14 protein-coding genes are annotated in these 21,063 nt (G+C 41.1%); 5 read left to right on the top strand and 9 right to left on the bottom strand.

The features are described from left to right. Positions 1-273: 273 nt before the first annotated feature. Together B879_RS15955 and B879_RS15960 are read right to left on the bottom strand one after the other, a co-directional pair. The gene (locus B879_RS15955) at positions 274-450 is read right to left on the bottom strand and encodes a BF3379 family histone-like protein (protein WP_009186241.1); all 177 of its coding nucleotides are present in this window, start codon (positions 448-450) and stop codon (positions 274-276) included. A gap of 100 nt (positions 451-550) precedes the next feature. Continuing rightward, positions 551-1,801, bottom strand: a complete 1,251-nt coding sequence (locus B879_RS15960) for an aminotransferase class I/II-fold pyridoxal phosphate-dependent enzyme (RefSeq protein ID WP_009186242.1) — start codon at positions 1,799-1,801, stop codon at positions 551-553. Between the two features lie 181 nt (positions 1,802-1,982). On the opposite strand from B879_RS15960, the gene accC reads away from it, so the two are divergent. The 3 genes from accC to B879_RS15975 are packed head-to-tail and all read left to right on the top strand — an operon-like array spanning position 1,983 to position 5,358. Continuing rightward, positions 1,983-3,485: an acetyl-CoA carboxylase biotin carboxylase subunit gene (accC, locus tag B879_RS15965; protein WP_009186243.1), complete on the top strand. Its 1,503-nt coding sequence runs from the start codon at positions 1,983-1,985 to the stop codon at positions 3,483-3,485. Continuing rightward, complete coding sequence (locus B879_RS15970) at positions 3,485-4,786, top strand: DUF1015 domain-containing protein (RefSeq protein ID WP_009186244.1); 1,302 nt, start codon at positions 3,485-3,487, stop codon at positions 4,784-4,786. Before accC ends, B879_RS15970 begins: the two co-directional genes overlap by 1 nt. Then, positions 4,783-5,358, top strand: a complete 576-nt coding sequence (locus B879_RS15975; protein ID WP_009186245.1) for a Maf family nucleotide pyrophosphatase — start codon at positions 4,783-4,785, stop codon at positions 5,356-5,358. The genes B879_RS15970 and B879_RS15975 overlap by 4 nt, the downstream gene beginning before the upstream one ends. A 148-nt stretch (positions 5,359-5,506) precedes the next feature. Here B879_RS15975 and B879_RS15980 read toward each other — a convergent pair whose 3' ends face one another. The 3 genes from B879_RS15980 to sdaAB are packed head-to-tail and all read right to left on the bottom strand — an operon-like array spanning position 5,507 to position 8,843. Next, positions 5,507-6,808 carry an efflux RND transporter periplasmic adaptor subunit gene (locus tag B879_RS15980; RefSeq protein WP_009186246.1) on the bottom strand — a complete coding sequence of 434 codons (1,302 nt, stop codon included), beginning with the start codon at positions 6,806-6,808 and terminating at the stop codon, positions 5,507-5,509. A 15-nt stretch (positions 6,809-6,823) separates the two neighbouring features. Next, positions 6,824-8,167 carry a TolC family protein gene (locus B879_RS15985; RefSeq protein WP_009186247.1) on the bottom strand — a complete coding sequence of 448 codons (1,344 nt, stop codon included), beginning with the start codon at positions 8,165-8,167 and terminating at the stop codon, positions 6,824-6,826. Position 8,168: 1 nt separating this feature from the next. After that, positions 8,169-8,843: an L-serine ammonia-lyase, iron-sulfur-dependent subunit beta gene (sdaAB, locus tag B879_RS15990; RefSeq protein ID WP_009186248.1), complete on the bottom strand. Its 675-nt coding sequence runs from the start codon at positions 8,841-8,843 to the stop codon at positions 8,169-8,171. Between the two features lie 165 nt (positions 8,844-9,008). Here sdaAB and B879_RS15995 point away from each other — a divergent pair, with 165 nt between their 5' ends. Continuing rightward, positions 9,009-9,833, top strand: coding sequence for an aminotransferase class IV (locus tag B879_RS15995; RefSeq protein WP_009186250.1), 825 nt, complete (start codon positions 9,009-9,011; stop codon positions 9,831-9,833). Between the two features lie 27 nt (positions 9,834-9,860). On the opposite strand, the gene B879_RS16000 is transcribed toward B879_RS15995, so the two are convergent. From B879_RS16000 to B879_RS16015, 4 genes are read right to left on the bottom strand one after another with little or no spacing between them, the layout of a single operon-like run. Continuing rightward, positions 9,861-12,002 (bottom strand): glycoside hydrolase family 97 protein, encoded by a 2,142-nt coding sequence (locus tag B879_RS16000; protein WP_009186251.1) that lies wholly within the window; start codon positions 12,000-12,002, stop codon positions 9,861-9,863. Between the two features lie 21 nt (positions 12,003-12,023). Further along, positions 12,024-13,310 (bottom strand): acetyl-CoA hydrolase/transferase family protein, encoded by a 1,287-nt coding sequence (locus tag B879_RS16005; protein ID WP_009186252.1) that lies wholly within the window; start codon positions 13,308-13,310, stop codon positions 12,024-12,026. Between the two features lie 13 nt (positions 13,311-13,323). After that, on the bottom strand, positions 13,324-16,038 hold the full coding sequence (locus B879_RS16010; protein ID WP_009186253.1) for a cation-translocating P-type ATPase: 2,715 nt from the start codon (positions 16,036-16,038) through the stop codon (positions 13,324-13,326). A 15-nt stretch (positions 16,039-16,053) separates the two neighbouring features. Next, entirely contained in the window at positions 16,054-17,142 is a 1,089-nt protein-coding gene (locus B879_RS16015; RefSeq protein WP_009186254.1) for a site-2 protease family protein, read from the bottom strand. A 389-nt stretch (positions 17,143-17,531) separates the two neighbouring features. On the opposite strand from B879_RS16015, the gene B879_RS16020 reads away from it, so the two are divergent. Beyond that, positions 17,532-20,909, top strand: coding sequence for a methylmalonyl-CoA mutase family protein (locus B879_RS16020; RefSeq protein WP_009186255.1), 3,378 nt, complete (start codon positions 17,532-17,534; stop codon positions 20,907-20,909). The last annotated feature ends 154 nt before the right edge of the window (positions 20,910-21,063 follow it).

The following is a 21,063-nucleotide window of genomic DNA, read 5'->3' on the forward strand; positions in this document are numbered from 1 at the left end:
GCCTCAGAAATAAAGGTTTAATAATCTAAATCATTCAAGCCCTCTAATTAATTTTAGAGGGTTTTTTTGTCCATTACCTGTTATCCTGTCCACACCCCTTTTGGTCCACGCCCGCCTGACCGCGGGCAGGAATTACACGGATTTCCACGGAAATAGATTTTAGCCAATTGAGGCTCGTGCCTGATGTTACGTTCAATGGAGAATTGAAGACGAAGGCCTAAAATAAAAAAGGTGGTCTTTAAGACCACCTTTTTTATGTAGATTTCGTTAGAATCATCCAGCGTTTTTCTTGTCCTGAACTTCTTTACGGATGTCCTGAGCCATAGTTTTAAGGTCCTGCATACCCTTTCTTACTCTGGTTCCAGCAGCTTGGTTTCCCTTCTCATAAAATTTTTCGAAGTCAGCTTCCAAACCCATCACAAGATTTTTAATTTCGTCAAATCTGCTCATAATCAAAAGTTAATTTTTAGGTTGATGATAAGTTTAATTTTTGGTTCAATATAGTCAAAATGTTTATAAAACAACAATCTGACGCATTTTTTCACCGTTTTTATTCGCCAAATGACATGGCAAGCTCTGTGTTTCTGTAATATCCACTCACAAGCTTATCTTTAACTGCCTCAAAAGCAGCGATGGTTTCTGACACATCTTCCAATGTATGCACCGCTGTCGGGATAAGCCTAAGGATAATCATTCCCTTAGGAATAACAGGATAAATAACCACTGAACAGAAGATGCTATAATTCTCTCTTAAGTCTTTACTTAGGGTGGCAGCTTCTCCTACTGTACCGTTCAAGACAACTGGCGTTACAGGAGAGTTGGATTTTCCTGTGCTAAAACCCTTTTCCTGAAGACCTGATTTTAAGGCATTGACAATTTTCCAAAGATCGTCTTTAAGTTGCGGTTGAGTTCTTAATAACTCCAACCTTTTCAGCGCACCTTCTACCAATAACATGGGCAATGATTTCGCAAAGATCTGCGACCTCATATTATATTTCAAATACAGGATCACCCCTGCATCACCGGCAATGAACGCCCCAATTGATGCCATGGATTTGGCGAAAGTTGAGAAGTAAAGGTCAATTTGATCCTGTACGCCCTGTTCTTCACCTGTTCCAGCTCCGGTCTTACCCATCGTTCCAAAACCATGGGCGTCATCCACCAATAATCTGAACTGGTATTTTTCTTTAAGTTTTACAATTTCTGCCAACTTCCCTTGGTCACCGGTCATTCCGAAGACGCCTTCGGTGATTACCAATATACCACCTCCTGTTTCTTCTGCCAGTTTCGTGGCCCTTTGAAGCTGTTTTTCACAACTTTCAATGTCATTATGAGGAAACACAAAACGTTTGCCCAGGTGCATTCTTAAGGCATCGATGATACAGGCATGACATTCGCTGTCATATACCACGACATCTTTTCTATCTAAAAGGGAATCTATAGCAGACATAATGCCCTGATAGCCGTAATTCAAAAGGTATGCACTTTCCTTACCTACAAATTCTGCCAATTCACGTTCCAATTGTTCGTGAAGGTCCGTTTGTCCGGACATCATTCTTGCACCCATAGGATAGGCTGCCCCCCACTTAGCCGCTGCCTCTGCGTCGGTCTTCCTTATTTCAGGATGGTTGGCCAGTCCCAAATAATTATTCAAACTCCAAGTCAATACTTCCTTGCCTTTGAATTTCATTCTTGGAGCAATCTCTCCTTCTAATTTAGGAAAGGCAAAATACCCTTCAGATAACTCTGAATGCTTACCCAACGGGCCTAAATTGGTGCGTAATTTTTCGAATAAGTCCAATGTCTTATACTATTTTATGGTACATTTTTTTCGTTAAAGGCTTAACCTTAAAACTCGCCAAAAGTAATATAATTTGTCCATCCTTGCAAAAATGAGCCGTCTTTTCAAATTTTCTTTCACTTAATCATTTTAATTTATTTATTTCGTGAGTTAGCCTTTTTGACAGTTATCATACCCAAATATGCAAAAAATCAATAAGCTTTTAGTGGCCAATCGAGGAGAGATCAGTCTGAGAATTATGCGTACGGCTAAGGAAATGGGAATCAAGACAGTAGCAGTGTACAGTGAAGCAGACATCAATGCACCCCATGTCAAGTTTGCCGACGAAGCAGTCTGTCTTGGTCCGCCACCATCAAACCAATCGTATCTTTTGGCAGATAAAATCATCGAAGCATGTAAGGACCTGAAAGTGGACGCCATCCATCCTGGTTATGGCTTTCTATCTGAAAATGCAGGATTTGCCAAAAAAGTCACAGATGCGGGGATTATTTTTGTGGGACCTTCTCCATCCTCCATCGAGGTAATGGGAAGCAAATTGGCGGCTAAAAATGCTGTCTCAAAATATGGCATACCTATGGTGCCAGGTACAGATGAGGCTATTACTGACATTCAGGCTGCTAAGGTCAAGGCCGAGGAAATCGGATATCCCATTTTAATCAAAGCCAGTGCCGGAGGTGGAGGCAAAGGCATGCGGATTGTCAAATACGAAGGGGAGTTTGAAGAGCAAATGCAAAGGGCCATTTCTGAAGCACAATCTGCTTTTGGGGATGGTGCTGTTTTTATTGAAAAATATATCACATCACCTAGACATATTGAAATTCAGGTTCTTGGAGATATTCACGGGAATGTAGTTTATCTTTTTGAGCGGGAATGTTCAATTCAGCGAAGACACCAAAAGGTTATAGAGGAGGCTCCCTCTGCCGTAGTTTCTCCAAGCATGAGGAAAGCCATGGGCGAAGCCGCTGTAAAGGTGGCAAAAGCCTGTAATTACTTCGGGGCCGGAACTGTTGAGTTTATTGTGGATGAAAACTTGGATTTTTACTTTTTGGAGATGAATACCAGACTTCAGGTGGAACATCCCGTAACGGAAATGATCACAGGGAAAGATTTGGTCAAAGAACAGCTATTAATTGCAGAAGGACAACCGCTCACTTTCGCCCAAGAGGACTTGAAAATAAACGGACACGCTATTGAAGTCAGGGTATATGCAGAAGATCCCAAAAACAACTTTTTACCTGATATTGGACGCTTAGCTACTTATGTAAGGCCTCAGGGACATGGAATTAGGGTAGATGATGGCTTTGAGGAAGGAATGGATATTCCGATTTATTATGATCCAATGATTGCCAAGTTGATCGTTCATGATGAAAATCGGGAAAAAGCTATTCAGAAAATGCTCCGTGCCATTTTAGATTATCAGATTACGGGCATTGAGACAACCTTGGCTTTTTGCAGCTTTGTCCTAGAGCATGAGGCCTTTGTATCGGGTAACTTTGATACCAAATTCGTTGAAAAATATTTTAGTCCTGACAAGTTGGATGTGAAGTGGGAGGAGGCTGAAATGGAATTGCTAGCCTCATTGGCAGTTGATGTATTGGAGAAAAAGAAATTTGGTTTGAAGCGTGTTTCGGGTCAAAATGGCATCAGTAACCCAAGGACAAACTGGAAAAACAGGTTGATTTAATGGCGGAAATCCTTCCTATCAAGGCTTGGAGATACCATGAGCGCTTGACAGATCATATTGAATCCTTGACTTCTCCACTTTTTGATGTGGTTTCGTCCAAACAACGGGAAGCACTCTACGCCAGGCCATTCAATAGCATACATCTTTCTGTACCAATTGGTGAAAATCCACCTTTGAAAGCCCAGCAAATGCTGGAACAATGGAAGCAGGATGAGGTAATTGTACAGGATCAAATCCCTGGTATTTATGTGTATTATCAATATTTCAAGTTTCCTGGTCAGGAAAAAGAATCATGCAGGAAAGGTTTTATTGCCCAAATCCGTGCCTACGACTGGGAAGATGAGATAGTCCTCCGGCATGAAAATACCATTGCCAAAGCAGTGAATGACAGGATTGATCTGCTCAGGGCGACTCAATTTCAACCTAGCCCCACGCATGGTCTTTATGAAGATCCCTTGCAGGTATTAGAGCCTTTTATGGATGCCGCAATTGAAGATCCAATCTATGAGTTAGAAGACTATCAAGGGGTGAGAGAAGTATTGGGAGTCATACAGGATGTACCGACCATCAAGCAATTCCTTAAAGTTTTAGCAGATAAAAAAATCATTCTGGCAGATGGGCACCATCGCTATGAAGGAGCCATTGCCTATCGCAAGGAGATGGAAAAAGCCAACCCGGACCACAATGGTAAAGAGGGATACAATTTTCACATGATGTATTTTACCAATGCCCTCACCAATAATTTAAGGATTTTACCGACCCATAGGCTATTTAGTCAGATCCTTTTGAAAGAAGAGGAAATTTTAGAACGCTTACATTCAAGTTTCATCATCAAAAAACTAGATGATGTAGAGGAAATCACTGAGTTGATTCTACAAAAAAAATGGGCTTTTGGTCTGGTGTTTTCAGGGAATGCCTATAAAATCAGACTAAAACCAGAAAAAATACAGGAAATGAACCTTCAAATTCCTGATGTGCTCAAACAGGTAGATATGGTGGTTTTGCATTATTTTTTTATTGAGAAAGTATTGGGTATCCCGATGGATGAGCAGCGTTATTCAGAGCATATTGAATATGAAAGGAATATGCACCGTTGCTTATCTAAAGTTGAAGCTGGGCATTCGTCTTTTGCAGTGATCACCAAGGATATAGCCATGCAACAGGTCTTGGAGGTATGCAAAAGTGGATACACCATGCCCCAAAAATCAACATACTTTTATCCTAAAGCATTGTCAGGATTGCTTTTTGGCTCTATTGAGGAGTCAGAGTTTGATTTTCCCTACGAAGTGTTTTTGTCATGATCGATCTAAAAGGAAATAAGCTGATATTAGCCTCAAAGTCTCCAAGGAGACAGGAGCTTCTTAAAGGCTTGTGTGTGGATTTTGAAGTGCGGACAAAGGAAACAGCTGAGGATTACCCCGAGAACATGCCAGTAGGGGAGGTGGCGGCTTTTGTTTCAGAAAAGAAAGCTAAAGCTTTTGTCGGTGAATTGGAAGATCATGAGATCCTTTTGACGTCTGATACGGTCGTAATCCTTGATGGAAGGGTTTTGGAAAAACCAAGGAACAAGGAAGAGGCAAGACAAATGTTAAGGTCCCTGTCTGCAAATCAACATACCGTCAGTACTGGCATCACACTGCTTTCCTATAGTAAAACCATTACCTTACAAGATGAGGCATCTGTAGTTTTCAAGTCTTTGTCAGAAGAAGAGATTGATTTTTACATAGATCATTTTAAACCCTTTGATAAAGCTGGGGCTTACGGTATACAGGAGTGGATAGGTTACATAGGGGTGAAAAAAATAGAGGGCTCATTTTATTCGGTTATGGGCTTACCGGTCCATTTGGTTTATCAGGCTTTAAAGGACTGGTAAGCGGTTCTGTTGTCCGGAGTTTTCAACTCTGGACTGCTGAATGTTGAGCTTTCAGCTCAGTTTTTAATATCTGACTTCGGAATTAAGGGATTATTAGTCCCGCGTTCGGAAACGCGTGACAACGTAGGAAACGCGGGACGATATCAACTTAGTTTTTCTTTTCTGGATTATTGACTTTCACAGCGTCTCCATCTTTCAACTGTCTGCTGACAATAAAATAGGGGCCGGAAATGATTTCTTGTCCTTCTGTCAATCCCTCTAGTACCTCAATATTATCAAAATCTGAAATTCCGGTTTTGATTTCTACAATTTTGGCTTTGCCATCTTCTAATACAAATACCAACTCTTTGGATTTAGATGATCCGTCGGGATTTTCAATAAGCTCGTCTTCCCTGGTAGTTACTGCAGCCAAAGGAACAGAAAGTACATTATCTTTCTTCTGGGTAATGATATCTACCGTAGCTGTCATACCAGGACGGAAGGGATATCTGTTTCTTTCTGTGATGAGGTCAGCATAGGAATCGTTGAGGATTCTGATCTTCACCTCAAATTCTGTCACCGCATCAGGGCTTGCCTTGGTATTGGCTGAATTGGCTATAGAGGTTACAATACCTTTGAACTTCTTTCCTGTCGCAGCATAGGAATCCACATCAATGATGGTAGTGTCTCCCATATTGATACGGATAATATCATTTTCATTGACATTTACCCTTACCTCCATACGGGTGAGGTCAGCCAACCTCAACATTTCTGTTCCTGCCATTTGCTGGGTTCCTACAACCCTTTCTCCTTTTTCCACCAATAGCTTGGAAACGATGCCGTTTACAGGGGAATATACATTCGTTAGTCTCAGATTTTCTGCCGCCTCATCTACGGTAGCCTGTGAAGATTTCACAATGAATTCTGCAGCCAAAACTGACTGTTGTGCTGCTTCCAGGTCATTCTTGGCTGTAAGAAAGTTGGCTTGAAACTGTTCCCAGTCTGCATCTGATATTACTTTATCCTGATGCAGCTTTTCATTCCTCTTATATTCCAGTTCGGCACGGATAAACTGTGCTTCAGCTCTTTTAAGGTTGGCATTGGATTGTGCCAGATTGGCTTTGTTTTGGTTCAGGTTCGCTCTGGCCCTGTCCAATGCAGAAATGAAGTTATCAGGCCGGATCTTGACCAGCAAGTCCATCACTTTAACAGAATCCCCTTCGATGACATTCAGTTCAATGATTTCACCTGCTACATCCGGACTAAGCTTCACCTCAATTTCAGGTTCTACTACTCCTGATGCACTTACTTTTTCTGTGATGGAAGTCTTTTTAGCTTTTGCAGTTTCAACACTTACTTCTTTCTGTCCGCCTATCCAACCTGCAGATCTGCCAATGATGGCAAAAAGGATGATAGCTCCCAATACTCCTAAAAGAATATAAACCGTTTTATTGGATTTTTTCTTAGCCATTATTTTTGTCCTATTTTATAATTTGAGTGGATTTCCTAAGTAAAAGTCAAGTACCTTGACTCTGAAAATATAGGTGTATTTGGCTGTAACCAAATCCGCCTGTGCGTTGAAATAGTTGTTTTGGGCCAATTGGTAATCAGCAAAATTGATGGCTCCGGCATCAAAGCGCTGCTGAGCTATTCGAAAGGCTTCTTCCAAAGAAGCTACCCGTATTTGGGATGCCTGATAAGACTGTCTAGAAGCATAAGCGTTGGTATAGGCAGATTCTATGTCCTGCCGCAACTGATTTCTGGTTTCTTCTTCTTGAATTTCACTCAGTCTTTTCTGTAACCTCGCCCGCTGTACGTTGGCTCGGTTCCTGAAGTTGGAAAGAATTGGAATGCTCAATTGTACATTTGCGGAATTGGAAAAGTTATTTCGTATTTGTGTAGTAAATTCAGGACGTTCTCCCATAAAAAACTGATCTATATAATTGGAAAAGGCACTGGCCCCCACTCCCAATGTAGGCATGAATCCACCTTTAGCGATTTTCACTCCAAATTCTGCACTTTCAATGCCCAATTGTGCCGCTTTGATTTCAGGCATCATATCCAGGGCAATTTCAAAAATTTCGTCTACCTCTTTTTGGGTCAAACCATAATTTTCAGGATCCAAATCGGGGGTAATCACATCCAATCTGCTATCGAAAGGGATTTGCATGGATTGGGCTAAATTCAATTTGGCAATCCGTAGGTTATTTGATGCATTGATCACCTCCAGTTCATTGGTGGCATTTTGTGCCTGTATATCCAATTTATTAGCCAGAGGCAAAGATCCAGCATCAACCAATTTGGTGGTCACAGCGAGCTGCTCTTTGGTGGTAGCCAATTGGTTTTCGGCAATATTCAGTTGCTCTTTAGCAAACACCACATTGATGAATAAGTTGATTACATTCAAAGTAATATTGTTTTCTGTGGCCAATACATTGTACCTGGCTGCTTCAATATCGGTCTGGTTTTGTTTAATGGAATTGGTAATCTGCTGACCTGCAAATAAGGTAAGATTTGAATTGGCTACCAAGTTGATATTCCCAATTCTATTGTTTTCAAAAAGGTTGGTAACAGGGTTGATTGATCTACCCCATCTATAACCTGTACTGGCTCCTGTGGAAAAGGTAGGAATTCTTTGTCCTTGGTTTCCGATCAAGTTGGCTTCCTGTGTGGCTAAGTTGACCTGACTTCTTTGAAGGTTTAGGTTATTTTCCAACGCCACATCAATGGCCGTCTGTAAATCCAATGCCTGAAGATTGAAATCTTGTGCTCTTAATGAAGAAGAAAGCAAAATGGCAATTAAAAAAGGTAAAATGTAATTGTATTTCATATTAAAGATCGATATCAGGTATGTAAATCAATTCTTTGATCCAAGGCAAACTCTTGAGGTATTCAATTGTAATTGACCTAATGCCAGAATCCATTTCAATCACATGGCAGGCGAGGTCATTTTTTCCTTTCCTAGAAACGGACATGGTGGCAATGTTGGTTTTTTCCTGTGCGATGACAGAGGATATAAAAGCAATGGCACCGGAAATATCATCTGCTTTGATGATGAGGGTATGAAACTGTGCTGAAAAATTCGCGTTGAACCCATCGACCTCAGCAATATTGATAACCCCACCGCCAAGGCTTTCACCGATCACCTCGATTCTTTGCTCACCTTTTTTTAAGTTAAGTTTAATGGTATTGGGATGGTAAATGGAAGCATTACCGATAGACTTGAAAGTGTATTGAAGCCCCTTTTCTTTTGCCAATTCGAATGAGGTTTTAATCCCCGGATCATCGGTTTTTAAATCCAATAAACCTCCCAAAATAGCTTTGTCGCTGCCATGCCCTTCATAAGTTCTGGCAAAAGAGTTGTAAAATGTGATAACGGCTTCTTTAGGAATGGCTCCTAGTACACGGATTGCCGCCCTTGCTATCCTCACAACTCCTGCTGTATGTGAAGAAGAAGGGCCAATCATCACCGGTCCAATCATGTCAAATACACTGCTTTTACCCATCCTGTTGTCACTTTCAATTTATGTGCTAAATTAATAGGAATTTCGTTTATAGTATTCATTTTTATCAGATTCGTACAATAAGGCATATATGATGCATTTATTTTCTTTAATTTTAAAGTATTGTAGTTGGAGTTATGTTCAGTGTGTACAAAAACGAACAGTAGAATGAACGCTTTTGAGACAGTCTATTATTATAAGCACCCAGAAGGAAATTGGTCTGAAGATCCAAGTAGTTTGCACAACAGAGGTTTTCTTTTTGGAGATGGACTCTTTGAAACCATGGTTTTGAAAAAAGGTAAAATCCGTTTTGCTGAACAGCACTTCGGAAGGTTAAAAGAAGGACTTGTTCTTTTGGGTATGGATGATCAGAAACTTTCTTCCATGGATCAAATAGAGCAGCTCGTTCAGGAAATTGCCATAACAATGCCACTTTTCCGCCTGAGGTGGAATGTTTTCAGGGGGGGGCAGGGGAAATATGGCCCTACGGAAGACAATTCTATGGAAACCTTACAAATTCAACCCTTTCAGAAACCGCCTGCAGTAAAATTTAATGCCTATATCAGTCCTAAAGTTTTTATTTCAGAATCTCCTTGGAGCCAATGTAAGAGTTTATCTTCTATTACCTACGTGATGGCAGCCAAAGAGAGACAGGCCATGGATATGGATGAAGTGATTTTAAAAAATGCGAAAGGATATATTTCTGAGGCAGGTTCTTCGAATTTGTTTTGGATAAAGGATGGTATATACTACACCCCATCGCTTACTTCATCGTGTATTGCCGGCGTAGGTAGAAGTAGGGTGTTGCAAAGATTGAGAGATATCGGTAAGACTGTTTTGGAAGGTGAGTTTGAGGAAAAGGATTTGTTGGAGGCCGAAAAAGTGATCACCACCAATGTTACAGGTAGCAGCTATATCTACAAAATTGGGGATAATAAATTTGATACCACGTCGGACCCTTGGGTTGAATCTGTTTTTGAGGGTATTCATTGAATAAAACTTTTGGCACTGTTATAATTATTATCTCAACCTTTTCAATCCTTTTGTGTCTGCTTTATCAGCTTCTATAATGCTAATGGCATATCCACCTCCAGGTGCTGAAAGCTGGGATAGTTTTGACTTATTATCAAGGATTACTTTTCTGATGGTATAGGCTTGTGGATTTTTTCTGTAGTGCGCATCCTTGGCATCAGCGTAAATTGTGGCAATATATTGCTTTCCTGATTCTAGAAAGTCAAATTTAATGGTAGAGGTCCTGCTTTCGTTGCCATTGACATTGCCTACAAACCATTCATTTTTACCCTTCGCTTTTCTGGCAATGCTCAAGTATGCACCGGGCTCTGCTTCCAAATACCAGGTTTGATCCCAGTCTACCGCTACGTCTTTTATAAATTGAAAAGCATCCATGAATCGCTCATAATGTTCGGGAAGGTCTGCCGCCATTTGAAGAGGACTGTACATAGTCACATAAAGTGCCAGCTGATTTGCTAAAGTACTGTTTACCCAAGAATCATTTTCGGGATTCAGCTTACTGATGTCCATTTCAAAAATTCCAGGCGTATAATCCATAGGTCCGCCTATCAACCGCGTAAAAGGTAATACAGTGACGTGATTGGGCTTTGAACCACCAAAGGCTTGGTATTCTGTCCCCCTCGCCGATTCATTGGCGACCAGATTAGGCCATGTTCTACCCAGGCCGGTAGGCCTGACAGCCTCATGCGCATTGACCATGATCTGGTAATCCGCTGCCTTTTCCAAGGCATGTTGATAGTGGTTGACAATCCACTGGCTGTAATGATTTTCTCCAATCGGAAGGATATACCCAACATAACCGCTTTTTACAGAATGATAGCCATTGTCTTTCATAAACTGATAAGCCCTGTCCAAATGGCGTTCATAATTTCTCACCGAAGCGGAAGTTTCATGGTGCATGATCATTGCCACGCCTTTGCTCTTGGCATAATCCTTTACACCCTCCAGGTCAAAGTCTGGGTAAGGGGTAAGAAAGTCAAACACATAATCTTTGAAATTGCCGAACCAATCCTCCCAGCCAATGTTCCATCCTTCCACCAAGACCCCATCAAAGCCATGCTCCGCAGCAAAATCTATATAGCGCTTCACATTTTCTGTGGTTGCACCGTGCTTTCCATTTGGGGTGGCTTTGGAATAGTCCGTGGTATTCAAATCCACTGCAGCAAAATCATCGGTATAATGCCAGGTACTTTTGCCTGTAATCATTTCCCACCAAACGCCGATATATTTGATTGGACGTATCCAAGAGGTGTCTTCAATTTTACTGGGTTCATTTAGGTTGTAAGTAATTCTGGAGGCTAAAATATCCCTGGCATCATGGCTGACAATTACGGTCCTCCAAGGACTTTGACCAGGGGCTTGGAGGTAGCCTTTGTCACCTATGGCATCTGGGGTCAACCAGGATTCAAAAATCATCTTGCTATCATCCAAATTAAGGTGCATGGTGGAGTAATTGATCAAGGCAGCTTCATGTAGATTGATGTACAAACCATCATTGGTTTTCATCATTAAAGCCGTCTGCACACCGGTAGGGGAGAAAGAGGTCTGGGAGATGTTGCCGGTAATGGCTTCTTCCATAAGTCCCCGTATTTCTGAAAGTTTGGATTCGGTATAATCATATTCCTGGGTATCATAATCTCCTGCAATCCAAAAAGCAGTATGGTCACCGGCCATGGCAAATTGCGTTTTTTCTTCTTTGACTATGAAATGGGCAAGATTAAGTTGCGCTGGAAATTCATATCGGAAACCTAACCCATCATTGAATAATCTGAATCGGACAATCAGTTTACGTTCCGTTGCTGGCTGTATCAATTCTACTTTCATTTCTTGGTAGTGATTACGGATATGTTTCTCTTCTCCCCAGACGGGCTCCCAGGTTCCATCAAATTCGTTGTAAACCACTTCCCCGATTTCAAAACCATCTAAAAAGGAGGGTTGGTTTTTTAATTCCAAGCCCAATTTGCTAGGAAGGATGACAGCTTTGTTTTTGAATGCCATTTGATAATAAGGGATGCCTTCTTTGACTTCAAATTCAAGTTTTAAATTCCCATTAGGGGACTGTATGGTCTGCGCCCATAAAAGAATGGGGAAAAATAGACACAGGATAAAGGAAATGATGGTTTTTTTCATATTTTCTAATGCTTGTATTTATCAAAATAACTTTCTTCCAAACCTTTCAAAAATCGCCTGATCAAGGCTTTGCTGATGATTTGGGTGGGCAATGGCCAACAATGCTTCTGCCCTTTGTCTTAAATTTTTCCCATACAGATAGGCAACACCAAATTCAGTAATTACATAATGTACATGGGCCCGGGTAGTGACCACGCCTGCACCTTGTTTTAAAAATGGCACTATTTTGCTTTCGCCGGACTTTGTCGTGGACCTCAATGCCAAAATTGGCTTGCCTCCTTCTGATAGTGATGCTCCTCGCATAAAGTCCATTTGGCCACCCACACCTGAATATTGGAAACTTCCTATGGAATCCGCACAAACCTGTCCTGTCAAATCAGTTTCAAGGCAGCTATTAATGGAGACCATTTTTGGGTTTTTGCGGATTACCATAGAATCATTGACATACTCGGCCTCTTGAAAGGTAAATAAGGGATTGTCGTGAATGATGTCATATAGCCTTTTTGTTCCTGCGGCAAAAGAGGTAAGTACTTTGCCGGGATGCTTTTTTTTGTATGCATTGCTGATGCTACCGGATTCAAGCAGATCAATGATGCCATCTGAAAACATCTCCGTATGAACCCCTAGGTCTTTGTGATGCTTTAGGCAGGAAAGTACCGCGTCAGGAATGCCACCCACACCCAATTGCAAAGTGGATCGGTCTTCAATCAGCTCAGCAATAAATGCTCCAATTTGTTTTTCGTTTTCAGTAACTTTTGCTCTATAATTTATCTCATGTAAGGCCTGGTCAGCATAAACTGCCGCGTCAAATTTACTGAAATGCACATGCCCATCGCCATGGGTTCTGGGCATTCTTGGATTGACCTGGGCAATGACAATTTTGGCTGAATCTACGGCAGCCTTGGCAATATCCACAGATACACCTAAAGAACAAAAACCATGAGCATCCGGCTCCGAAACCTGTACTATAGCAACATCCAAAGGAAGAATCTTTCTCTTGAATAGCTGTCCAATTTCACTAAGAAATACTGGGACATAATCTCCATTGTTGGAATTGACTGCTTCCCTTACATTTTGAGATACAAAAAAGGTATTGATAAAAAAGCTTTCCTCACATCCCGGTTCAGTTAAAGGCATGGGGCCAAAGGTTGAAATGCTGACGATTTCCACGTTCCGTAATTCATCCTTTCTCTCAGCCAAAATAGACAAAAGAAATGTTGGTGTAGCCGCACTACCATGCACAAATACCCTCTGATTACTTTTGATCAATTGAACTGCTTTTTCCGGACTGCTATACCGATACTGCATATATTACTTCAAATTAGGCTTTTCTGGGAAACAATCGGTTGTTGATCAGTTTGAAAATCTCCATGGCAAGAATAATAGGTGCTGCAAGTGAAAGCACAGTGATCCACTCATTGAAAGTGATGGGCTCAATCCTTAAAATCCCCTGCATAAATGGAATATACATACTGGCGATATGGACACCCTGTGCGGCCATGACCAAAATAATTAGCCAATAGTTTTTAGATATTGAAATTTTAAAGGTGGAAGTCCTTTCTGATCTACAATTGAAAATATGGAAGTTTTGTAAAAATACCATCAAAAGAAGAACCAAACTTCTTGCATGATATTCTTCCATTTGCTGATATTCAGTCAGGTAATACCAATAAGCAAAAGCCATTGAACCGATAACCAAACCTGAAACTATCAATTGGTTTCTCATGATCATATTGAAGATGCCTTCGCTGGGTTTCCTGGGTTTTCTTTCCATGGTTTCAGGTTCACCTCCTTCAAAAGCCAAGGCCTTGTCTTGTATGCCATTGGTGACCAAGTTTAACCAAAGAATCTGTACTGCCAATAAGGGTAATGGCAAACCAGCAATAATAGCCATCAGGAACATAAATACTTCTGCAGCTCCGGTAGAAACCAATAAATAAATTACTTTTCTGACATTGTCGTAAGCAAATCTTCCCTCCTCAACCCCCGCCACAATTGACGAGAAATTATCATCTACCACAATCATGGCTCCCACATCCTTGGCAACATCGGTACCGGAACCCATTGCGACACCAATATTAGCGCGTTTGAGGGCAGGAGCATCATTGACCCCATCTCCAGTCACGGCTACAAACTCCCCTTTTTTGATCAAGACATCGACGATTTCCAGTTTTTGTTGTGGGGAAACTCTTGCAAAAACAGAAGTGGACATGACCAAATCCTGGAATTCTTTATTGTCAGTGCTTCCTGATTGGGAAAGCATTTTTCCACTGACTACAGGCATATCATCGGATTGTATCCCCAAATCACGGGCTATATTGGCTGCTGTGGCTGGATGGTCTCCGGTAATCATGATGACCTTGATTCCCGCTTTCTTACATTTTTCAACTGAATTTATGGCTTCTGCTCTAAGGGGGTCTATAAAGCAAATGAGTCCTACAAATTCCAATGCAGGGATTTCCGATTCATCGTGATTTTCTTTTTTAGAGAAATTTTCAGCTTTCCCTTCTGCAAAACCCAACACCCGATATCCCTTACCAGCCAGTTCTTCTGCCTGTTCCAAAATTTGGCTTTGGGTAGAACCATGCGAAGCGGGGAAAGTGCAAAATTCAAGTACTTTTTCAACTGCTCCTTTTATTGCACAATATACTTCTCCCTCTCTTTCATAAAAACCTGCAGAAAATTTGTTTTCGGATTCGTAAGGGATTTTGTCAAGTGGCTTGAGGTATTTTCTCACTTCTTTGGGATGTAATCCAGCTTTATAGCCCACGCCAAGCAAAGCCACATCCATGGCGTCCCCATAATGCTTCCATTCTCCGTTTTCTTTTTCCAAAACGGCTTCATTGGCCATAATGGAAACTTCCAGAATTTGCTTTAATGCCGGATGCTCTTTAAGGTCAGCAGAAACTTCCTTGTTTTTAGGACTATAAACTTTTCCCTCTCCATTATAACCTTCTCCTGTGATTTCAAAGCTGGAGCCATCAGGGAAATAAATTCTTTTTACCGTTTGTTGGTTTACCGTAAGGGTCCCTGTCTTATCACTTGCGATCACGGTGCAGCTTCCAAGGCTTTCAACAGAAGTCAGCTTTTTAACAATAACATTCCTTTTGGCCATGCGGTTGGTAGCTACGGCCAAAGCTATAGTCAAGGATACAGGAAGTCCTTCAGGAATAGCCGAAACTGTCAAAGCGACCACAAAGAAAAATATAGCTGCCATATCCATACCTTGAAAACGAAGGAGAATGGCCAGCAAAACACTCAGAACAATGACGATGTAACCAATGTTCTTGGTGAATTTTTCCATTCTGAGAATCAAAGGGGGCTTGGCGGATTCCCCTGTCGATACATTTTCTGCAATTTTACCCACCTCCGTGTCTAAGGCGGTAGCGGCAACTATGCCCAGGCCCCTTCCTGACATGATGGTAGCCCCTGCAAAAGCCATATTTTTTCTGTCTGCTACTACAGTGGTATTTTTGAGAGGCTCAGTATGTTTTAAGACCGCCTGAGATTCACCGGTCAGGAAACTTTCATCTATTTCCAGGCCCTGGGTCTCCATCAACCTGAGGTCTGCAGGGACCTTGCTGCCAGATTCCAGCAAAACCACATCCCCGGGAACGAGTTCTTCAGAGTCAATTTCTGATTCTTTTCCATCCCGCAAAACCCTTGCACGGATTCGTAAGAGCTTTTGAAGGTTTGCGGCACTTTTCTCCGCATTGTATTCCTGATAGGTACCTATAGCGGTATTGATAAAAATAACCAGGAATATGAATATGGCATCTTTGCCTTCACCGATCAAAACAGAGGCAATCGCTGCAGCAATCAATATAAAAATCAAAGGATTGACCAATTGGCTGATTATGATTTTCAAGATATTGATCTGTATTTTATCAGGAAGTTTATTGGGGCCAAAAACAGATAACCGTTCCTTAACTTCTTCCTGCTTTAGGCCTTTTATCGAGCAATTAAGGCTGTCCAAAACACTTTCGGAAGCCATGGCATGCCATTTTTTATCCAATAGAGAAGATTTGTCAATCATAATAGTAATAGTTGTTTAGGCTTTTGTGAGAGCAGATTTAACCATCACAAATTCACCAATATTTTCCTGATCGAGAATACCTAAAAAATGCCCATTTTCTATAATAAAGGCCACTTTTTTATTATCCATCATCATTTTTTTCCAAGCCTCATCCAAATCTTCTTCGGTTTCAATCTTTAATGGGCTGAAATCTGCCACTTGCTCGATAATGGTATCTTCATTCCCTTCTTTCAGCCCCTTGATGATTTCGTTTCTACTCAAAGTTCCAACCGCAACATCGTCTTTGACCACCACAAAATGGGTGGCTTGTGAATTGAGAAGCTTTTCTACTGCTTTGGATAATGGAGCATCAAAAGCGATAATCTGAAACTTCATCATGAGGGCATCTTTCACCTTGTAACCTTTTAGGAAGCTTTCCTGCTGGGTGTGAGAAACCTCAGCAGCTGCACCAAGAAATATAAAAATACCGATCAAGACCAAAATGGGATTATTAAATAAGCCAAAGAAGACGAAGAAAATGGCTAAAAATTGTCCTATTCCTCCAGCAATTTGAGTGGCCTTGGCCCTTGGAAGCCTGATGGATAGCAATGCCCTGAGTACCCTGCCACCGTCCATAGGAAATGCTGGTAGCATATTGAAAACGGCAAGTATCAAATTGGCGGAAGCGATGTATAATAGGATCGTATTGGGTCTTATCCTTAATTCTTCCAATTCAAGATTTTCAAGATTGTATCCCGTAAAGCTTAAAATGATAGATAAGATGACAAATAAACCGACATTTACCAAAGGTCCTGCTATGGCTACCCATAATTCCTGCTTAGGATCTTCTGGGAGTTTTTCCAATCTGGCTACCCCACCAATGGGGTATAGGACAATGTCTTTAGTCTGAATGCCATACTTTTGAGCAGCAAGGGCATGACCGAATTCATGCATTACTACGCAGGCAAACAGCGCAAGGACAAAAATTATTATCCAAAGAATATCCATTCCTGGCATTCCCTGACGCATGTTCGAAATAATAATCCACAAAAGTAGGAGTGAGAATGTCCAGTGGATAAACACTTTGACGTTTTTATAACTACCCAGATACAGTGAGAATTTCATAGACAAGAATTTATAAGACGCTTTAATTTAAGGGAATATTAGTTTGCTTGCATAAAGTAAGGTTGAAAAAATTTAGGAAAACATGATCTTCATCATATGCAAAGGTGATATACTCAAAAGATGCGCTGAATAGAGGGAGGCTTAAGTTTTGTTTTTCTAGATGAAAGGATTTTTTAAAGGTAGTATTTCGTCAATTGGTTAGAATTTAGAATAAATTACTTTAATAAAGTTGATTTACGATCGAATCAGAATTTTATTCTGAAAATAATCATTTTCAATCTTTTTTGTTTATCATTTTTCTTATATTCGCAAGCGTTTAAAAATCAATTAAGCCTTCTGTACGTTATTGGAGGTATTGGTAACCGGAAAGAAGTATAAACCCATTTATAATGACTGTGAATCAGGAATCATATAAACCCAAGAACCACATCAGAATAGTAACGGCAGCATCCCTTTTTGATGGGCATGATGCTGCCATCAATATCATGCGCAGGATCATCCAGTCGACGGGCTGCGAAGTGATTCATTTAGGTCATAACCGTTCTGTACAGGAAATAGTGGATTGTGCCATTCAGGAAGATGTCCAAGCCATAGCCATCACCTCTTATCAGGGAGGGCATGTCGAATTTTTCAAATACATGTTTGACCTTCTGAAAGAAAAGGGAGCAGGTCATATAAGGATTTTTGGCGGGGGAGGAGGTACCATTCTACCTGAGGAAATTCAGGAACTGCATCAATATGGTATTACCAGAATTTATTCCCCAGATGATGGCCGGGCCATGGGCTTACAAGGTATGATCAACGACTTGGTCCAAAAATCAGATTTTCCGGTGGGTAAGGATATTCAGTTATCAGACCTGGACAAATCAGATAAGTCCAGTATTGCCAAAGTAATTTCTTCTGCTGAAAATTTCCCAGAGGAAAGTAAGTCCGTTTTGCGTGAAATCAGAGAGATGTCTGCCAAAAGTAATACCCCTGTTTTAGGGATTACCGGTACAGGGGGTGCTGGAAAATCTTCCTTGGTCGATGAGTTGGTACGAAGATTCCTTTTGGACTTTAAGGATAAAGATATCGCTATTATTTCTGTAGATCCTTCAAAAAGAAAAACAGGAGGAGCATTATTGGGCGATAGAATTCGGATGAACTCCATTAATCAACCAAGGGTTTATATGCGCTCCCTTGCAACCAGACAATCCAATTTGGCCTTGTCAAAATATGTCCAAGATGCAGTGGATATTGTTAAGGCCGCAGCTTTTGATTTGATTATTCTGGAAACATCCGGCATAGGCCAGTCCGATACGGAAATCATTGAGCACTCTGATATGTCGTTATATGTTATGACGCCGGAATATGGGGCAGCAACCCAGTTGGAAAAAATTGACATGTTGGACTTTGCAGACGTGATCGCACTCAACAAATTTGACAAGCGAGGGGCACAGGATGCGCTTCGGGATGTCAAAAAGCAATACAAAAGAAATCATAACCTTTGGGATATTGCAGATGAGGATATTCCTGTTTTTGGAACCATTGCTTCTCAGTTCAATGACCCAGGCATGAATAATCTTTACAAGGGCATTGTGCATAAACTGGTAGAGAAGACAGGTGTAGATCTTCAGACTTCTTTTGAGGTCACTAAGGAGATGTCCGAAAAGATTTATATCATACCGCCTGCTAGAACCCGCTATCTGTCTGAAATATCTGAAAATAACCGCAATTATGACAAATGGGCAGAGGACCAGAAGAATGTTGCTCAAAAATTATACAGTGTTCAAAAATCCATAGAGGCCATTCAGTCCATGAAAGTGGAAGATCAGGACAGGCTGATCAAGGAACTTCAGGAAGTGTATGTACAGCTGGAACTTGAGCTGGATCCCAAAAATAAAAAATGGCTGGAAGAATGGCCTGAGAAAGCGCAGAAATATGCTGAGGAGTATTATGTGTTTAAAGTAAGGGACAAGGAAATAAAGATAAAATCTTTTACAACCTCCCTGTCCCAATCCAGAATTCCTAAGGTTTCACTTCCCAAATATGAAGCTTGGGGAGACCTACTGAAATGGGGTTTGAGGGAAAATGTACCAGGTGAATTTCCCTATACCTCAGGTGTATTCCCTTTCAAAAGAGAGGGTGAAGACCCTACAAGAATGTTTGCCGGAGAAGGAGGACCTGAAAGGACCAATAAGCGTTTTCATTACGTTTCCAAAAACATGCCCGCCAAAAGGCTTTCTACTGCCTTTGACTCCGTGACACTTTATGGAGAGGACCCTGACTATCGTCCGGATATTTACGGGAAAATTGGTAACTCAGGTGTTAACATTTGTTGTCTCGATGATGCTAAGAAATTGTATTCCGGCTTCAATCTTGCAGATCCTATGACTTCGGTCTCCATGACTATCAATGGACCTGCAGCAACCATGACAGCCTTTTTCATGAATGCGGCCATTGATCAGCAATGTGAATTATACATCAAGCAAAACGGATTGGAAGCGGAGGTTTCTGCCAAAATCGAAGAGATCTACAGCAAAAAAGGTGTCTCAAGACCAAGTTACCAAAGCCAAATTCCTGACGGGAACAATGGTTTGGGGTTAATGCTATTAGGTGTGACAGGAGATCAAGTGCTTCCTGCTGAAATTTATGAGCAGATCAAAGCCAAAACCTTAGCCACGGTAAGAGGTACTGTTCAGGCGGATATATTAAAAGAAGATCAGGCCCAAAATACCTGTATTTTCTCTACAGAGTTTTCTTTGAGGTTGATGGGTGATGTGCAGCAGTATTTCATCAATCATCAGGTAAGAAATTTCTATTCTGTGTCTATTTCGGGCTATCACATAGCTGAAGCAGGTGCCAATCCGATTACACAATTGGCGCTCACCCTTTCCAATGGATTTACATATGTAGAATATTATGTATCCAGGGGAATGGATATCAATAAATTTGCACCAAACCTTTCCTTTTTCTTCTCCAATGGGATCGATCCAGAATATGCGGTGATTGGAAGGGTGGCAAGAAGGATCTGGGCCAAAGCCATGAAATTAAAATATGGAGCCAATGAGCGTTCACAGATGTTGAAATATCATATTCAAACATCTGGAAGATCACTCCATGCCCAGGAAATTGACTTCAATGATATCAGGACAACACTGCAGGCGCTATATGCCATTTATGACAATTGTAATTCTTTGCACACCAATGCTTATGATGAAGCCATCACTACCCCAACAGAAGCCTCTGTTAGAAGAGCTATGGCCATTCAGTTGATTATCAATAAGGAACTTGGATTGGCAAAAAATGAAAACCCCTTACAAGGTTCTTTTATCATAGAGGAGTTGACTGATTTGGTGGAAGAAGCAGTATATATGGAGTTTGATAGGATTACTGAAAGGGGGGGAGTACTGGGTGCTATGGAAACCATGTACCAAAGGGGCAAGATACAGGAAGAAAGCCTTCATTATGAAATGTTGAAGCATACAGGGGAGTATCCCATCATTGGAGTGAATACATTCTTGTCTTCCGAAGGTTCTCCGACGGTAATTCCTGGCGAGGTAATCAGGGCAACTAAGGAAGAAAAAGAAGCGCAGATAGAAACTCTCAATCGTCTTCACAGCAGAAATGAAGATAGAGCAGCCATTGAGCTTCAGGAGCTTCAGAGAATTGCGGTTCAAAATGGAAACATCTTTGAGAGATTGATGGAGGCTGCGAAATATTGCTCCCTAGGCCAAATCACAAATGCACTTTATGAGGTGGGAGGGCAGTATAGAAGGAATATGTGATACATATGCACAAAAGGCATTGTAAGTTGGATTCCGGCGAACCAGTTTAAGTGCTAGGTTTCACAAGTACCAAGTACAATGTACCAAGTACCATGTCTCAAGAATGTACAAATATTTGAAGTGGGATTGCGAAAGACGGATTTTGGAAGTATCT

The sequence above is a fragment of the Cecembia lonarensis LW9 genome, from assembly GCF_000298295.1.
Classification (GTDB): domain Bacteria; phylum Bacteroidota; class Bacteroidia; order Cytophagales; family Cyclobacteriaceae; genus Cecembia; species Cecembia lonarensis.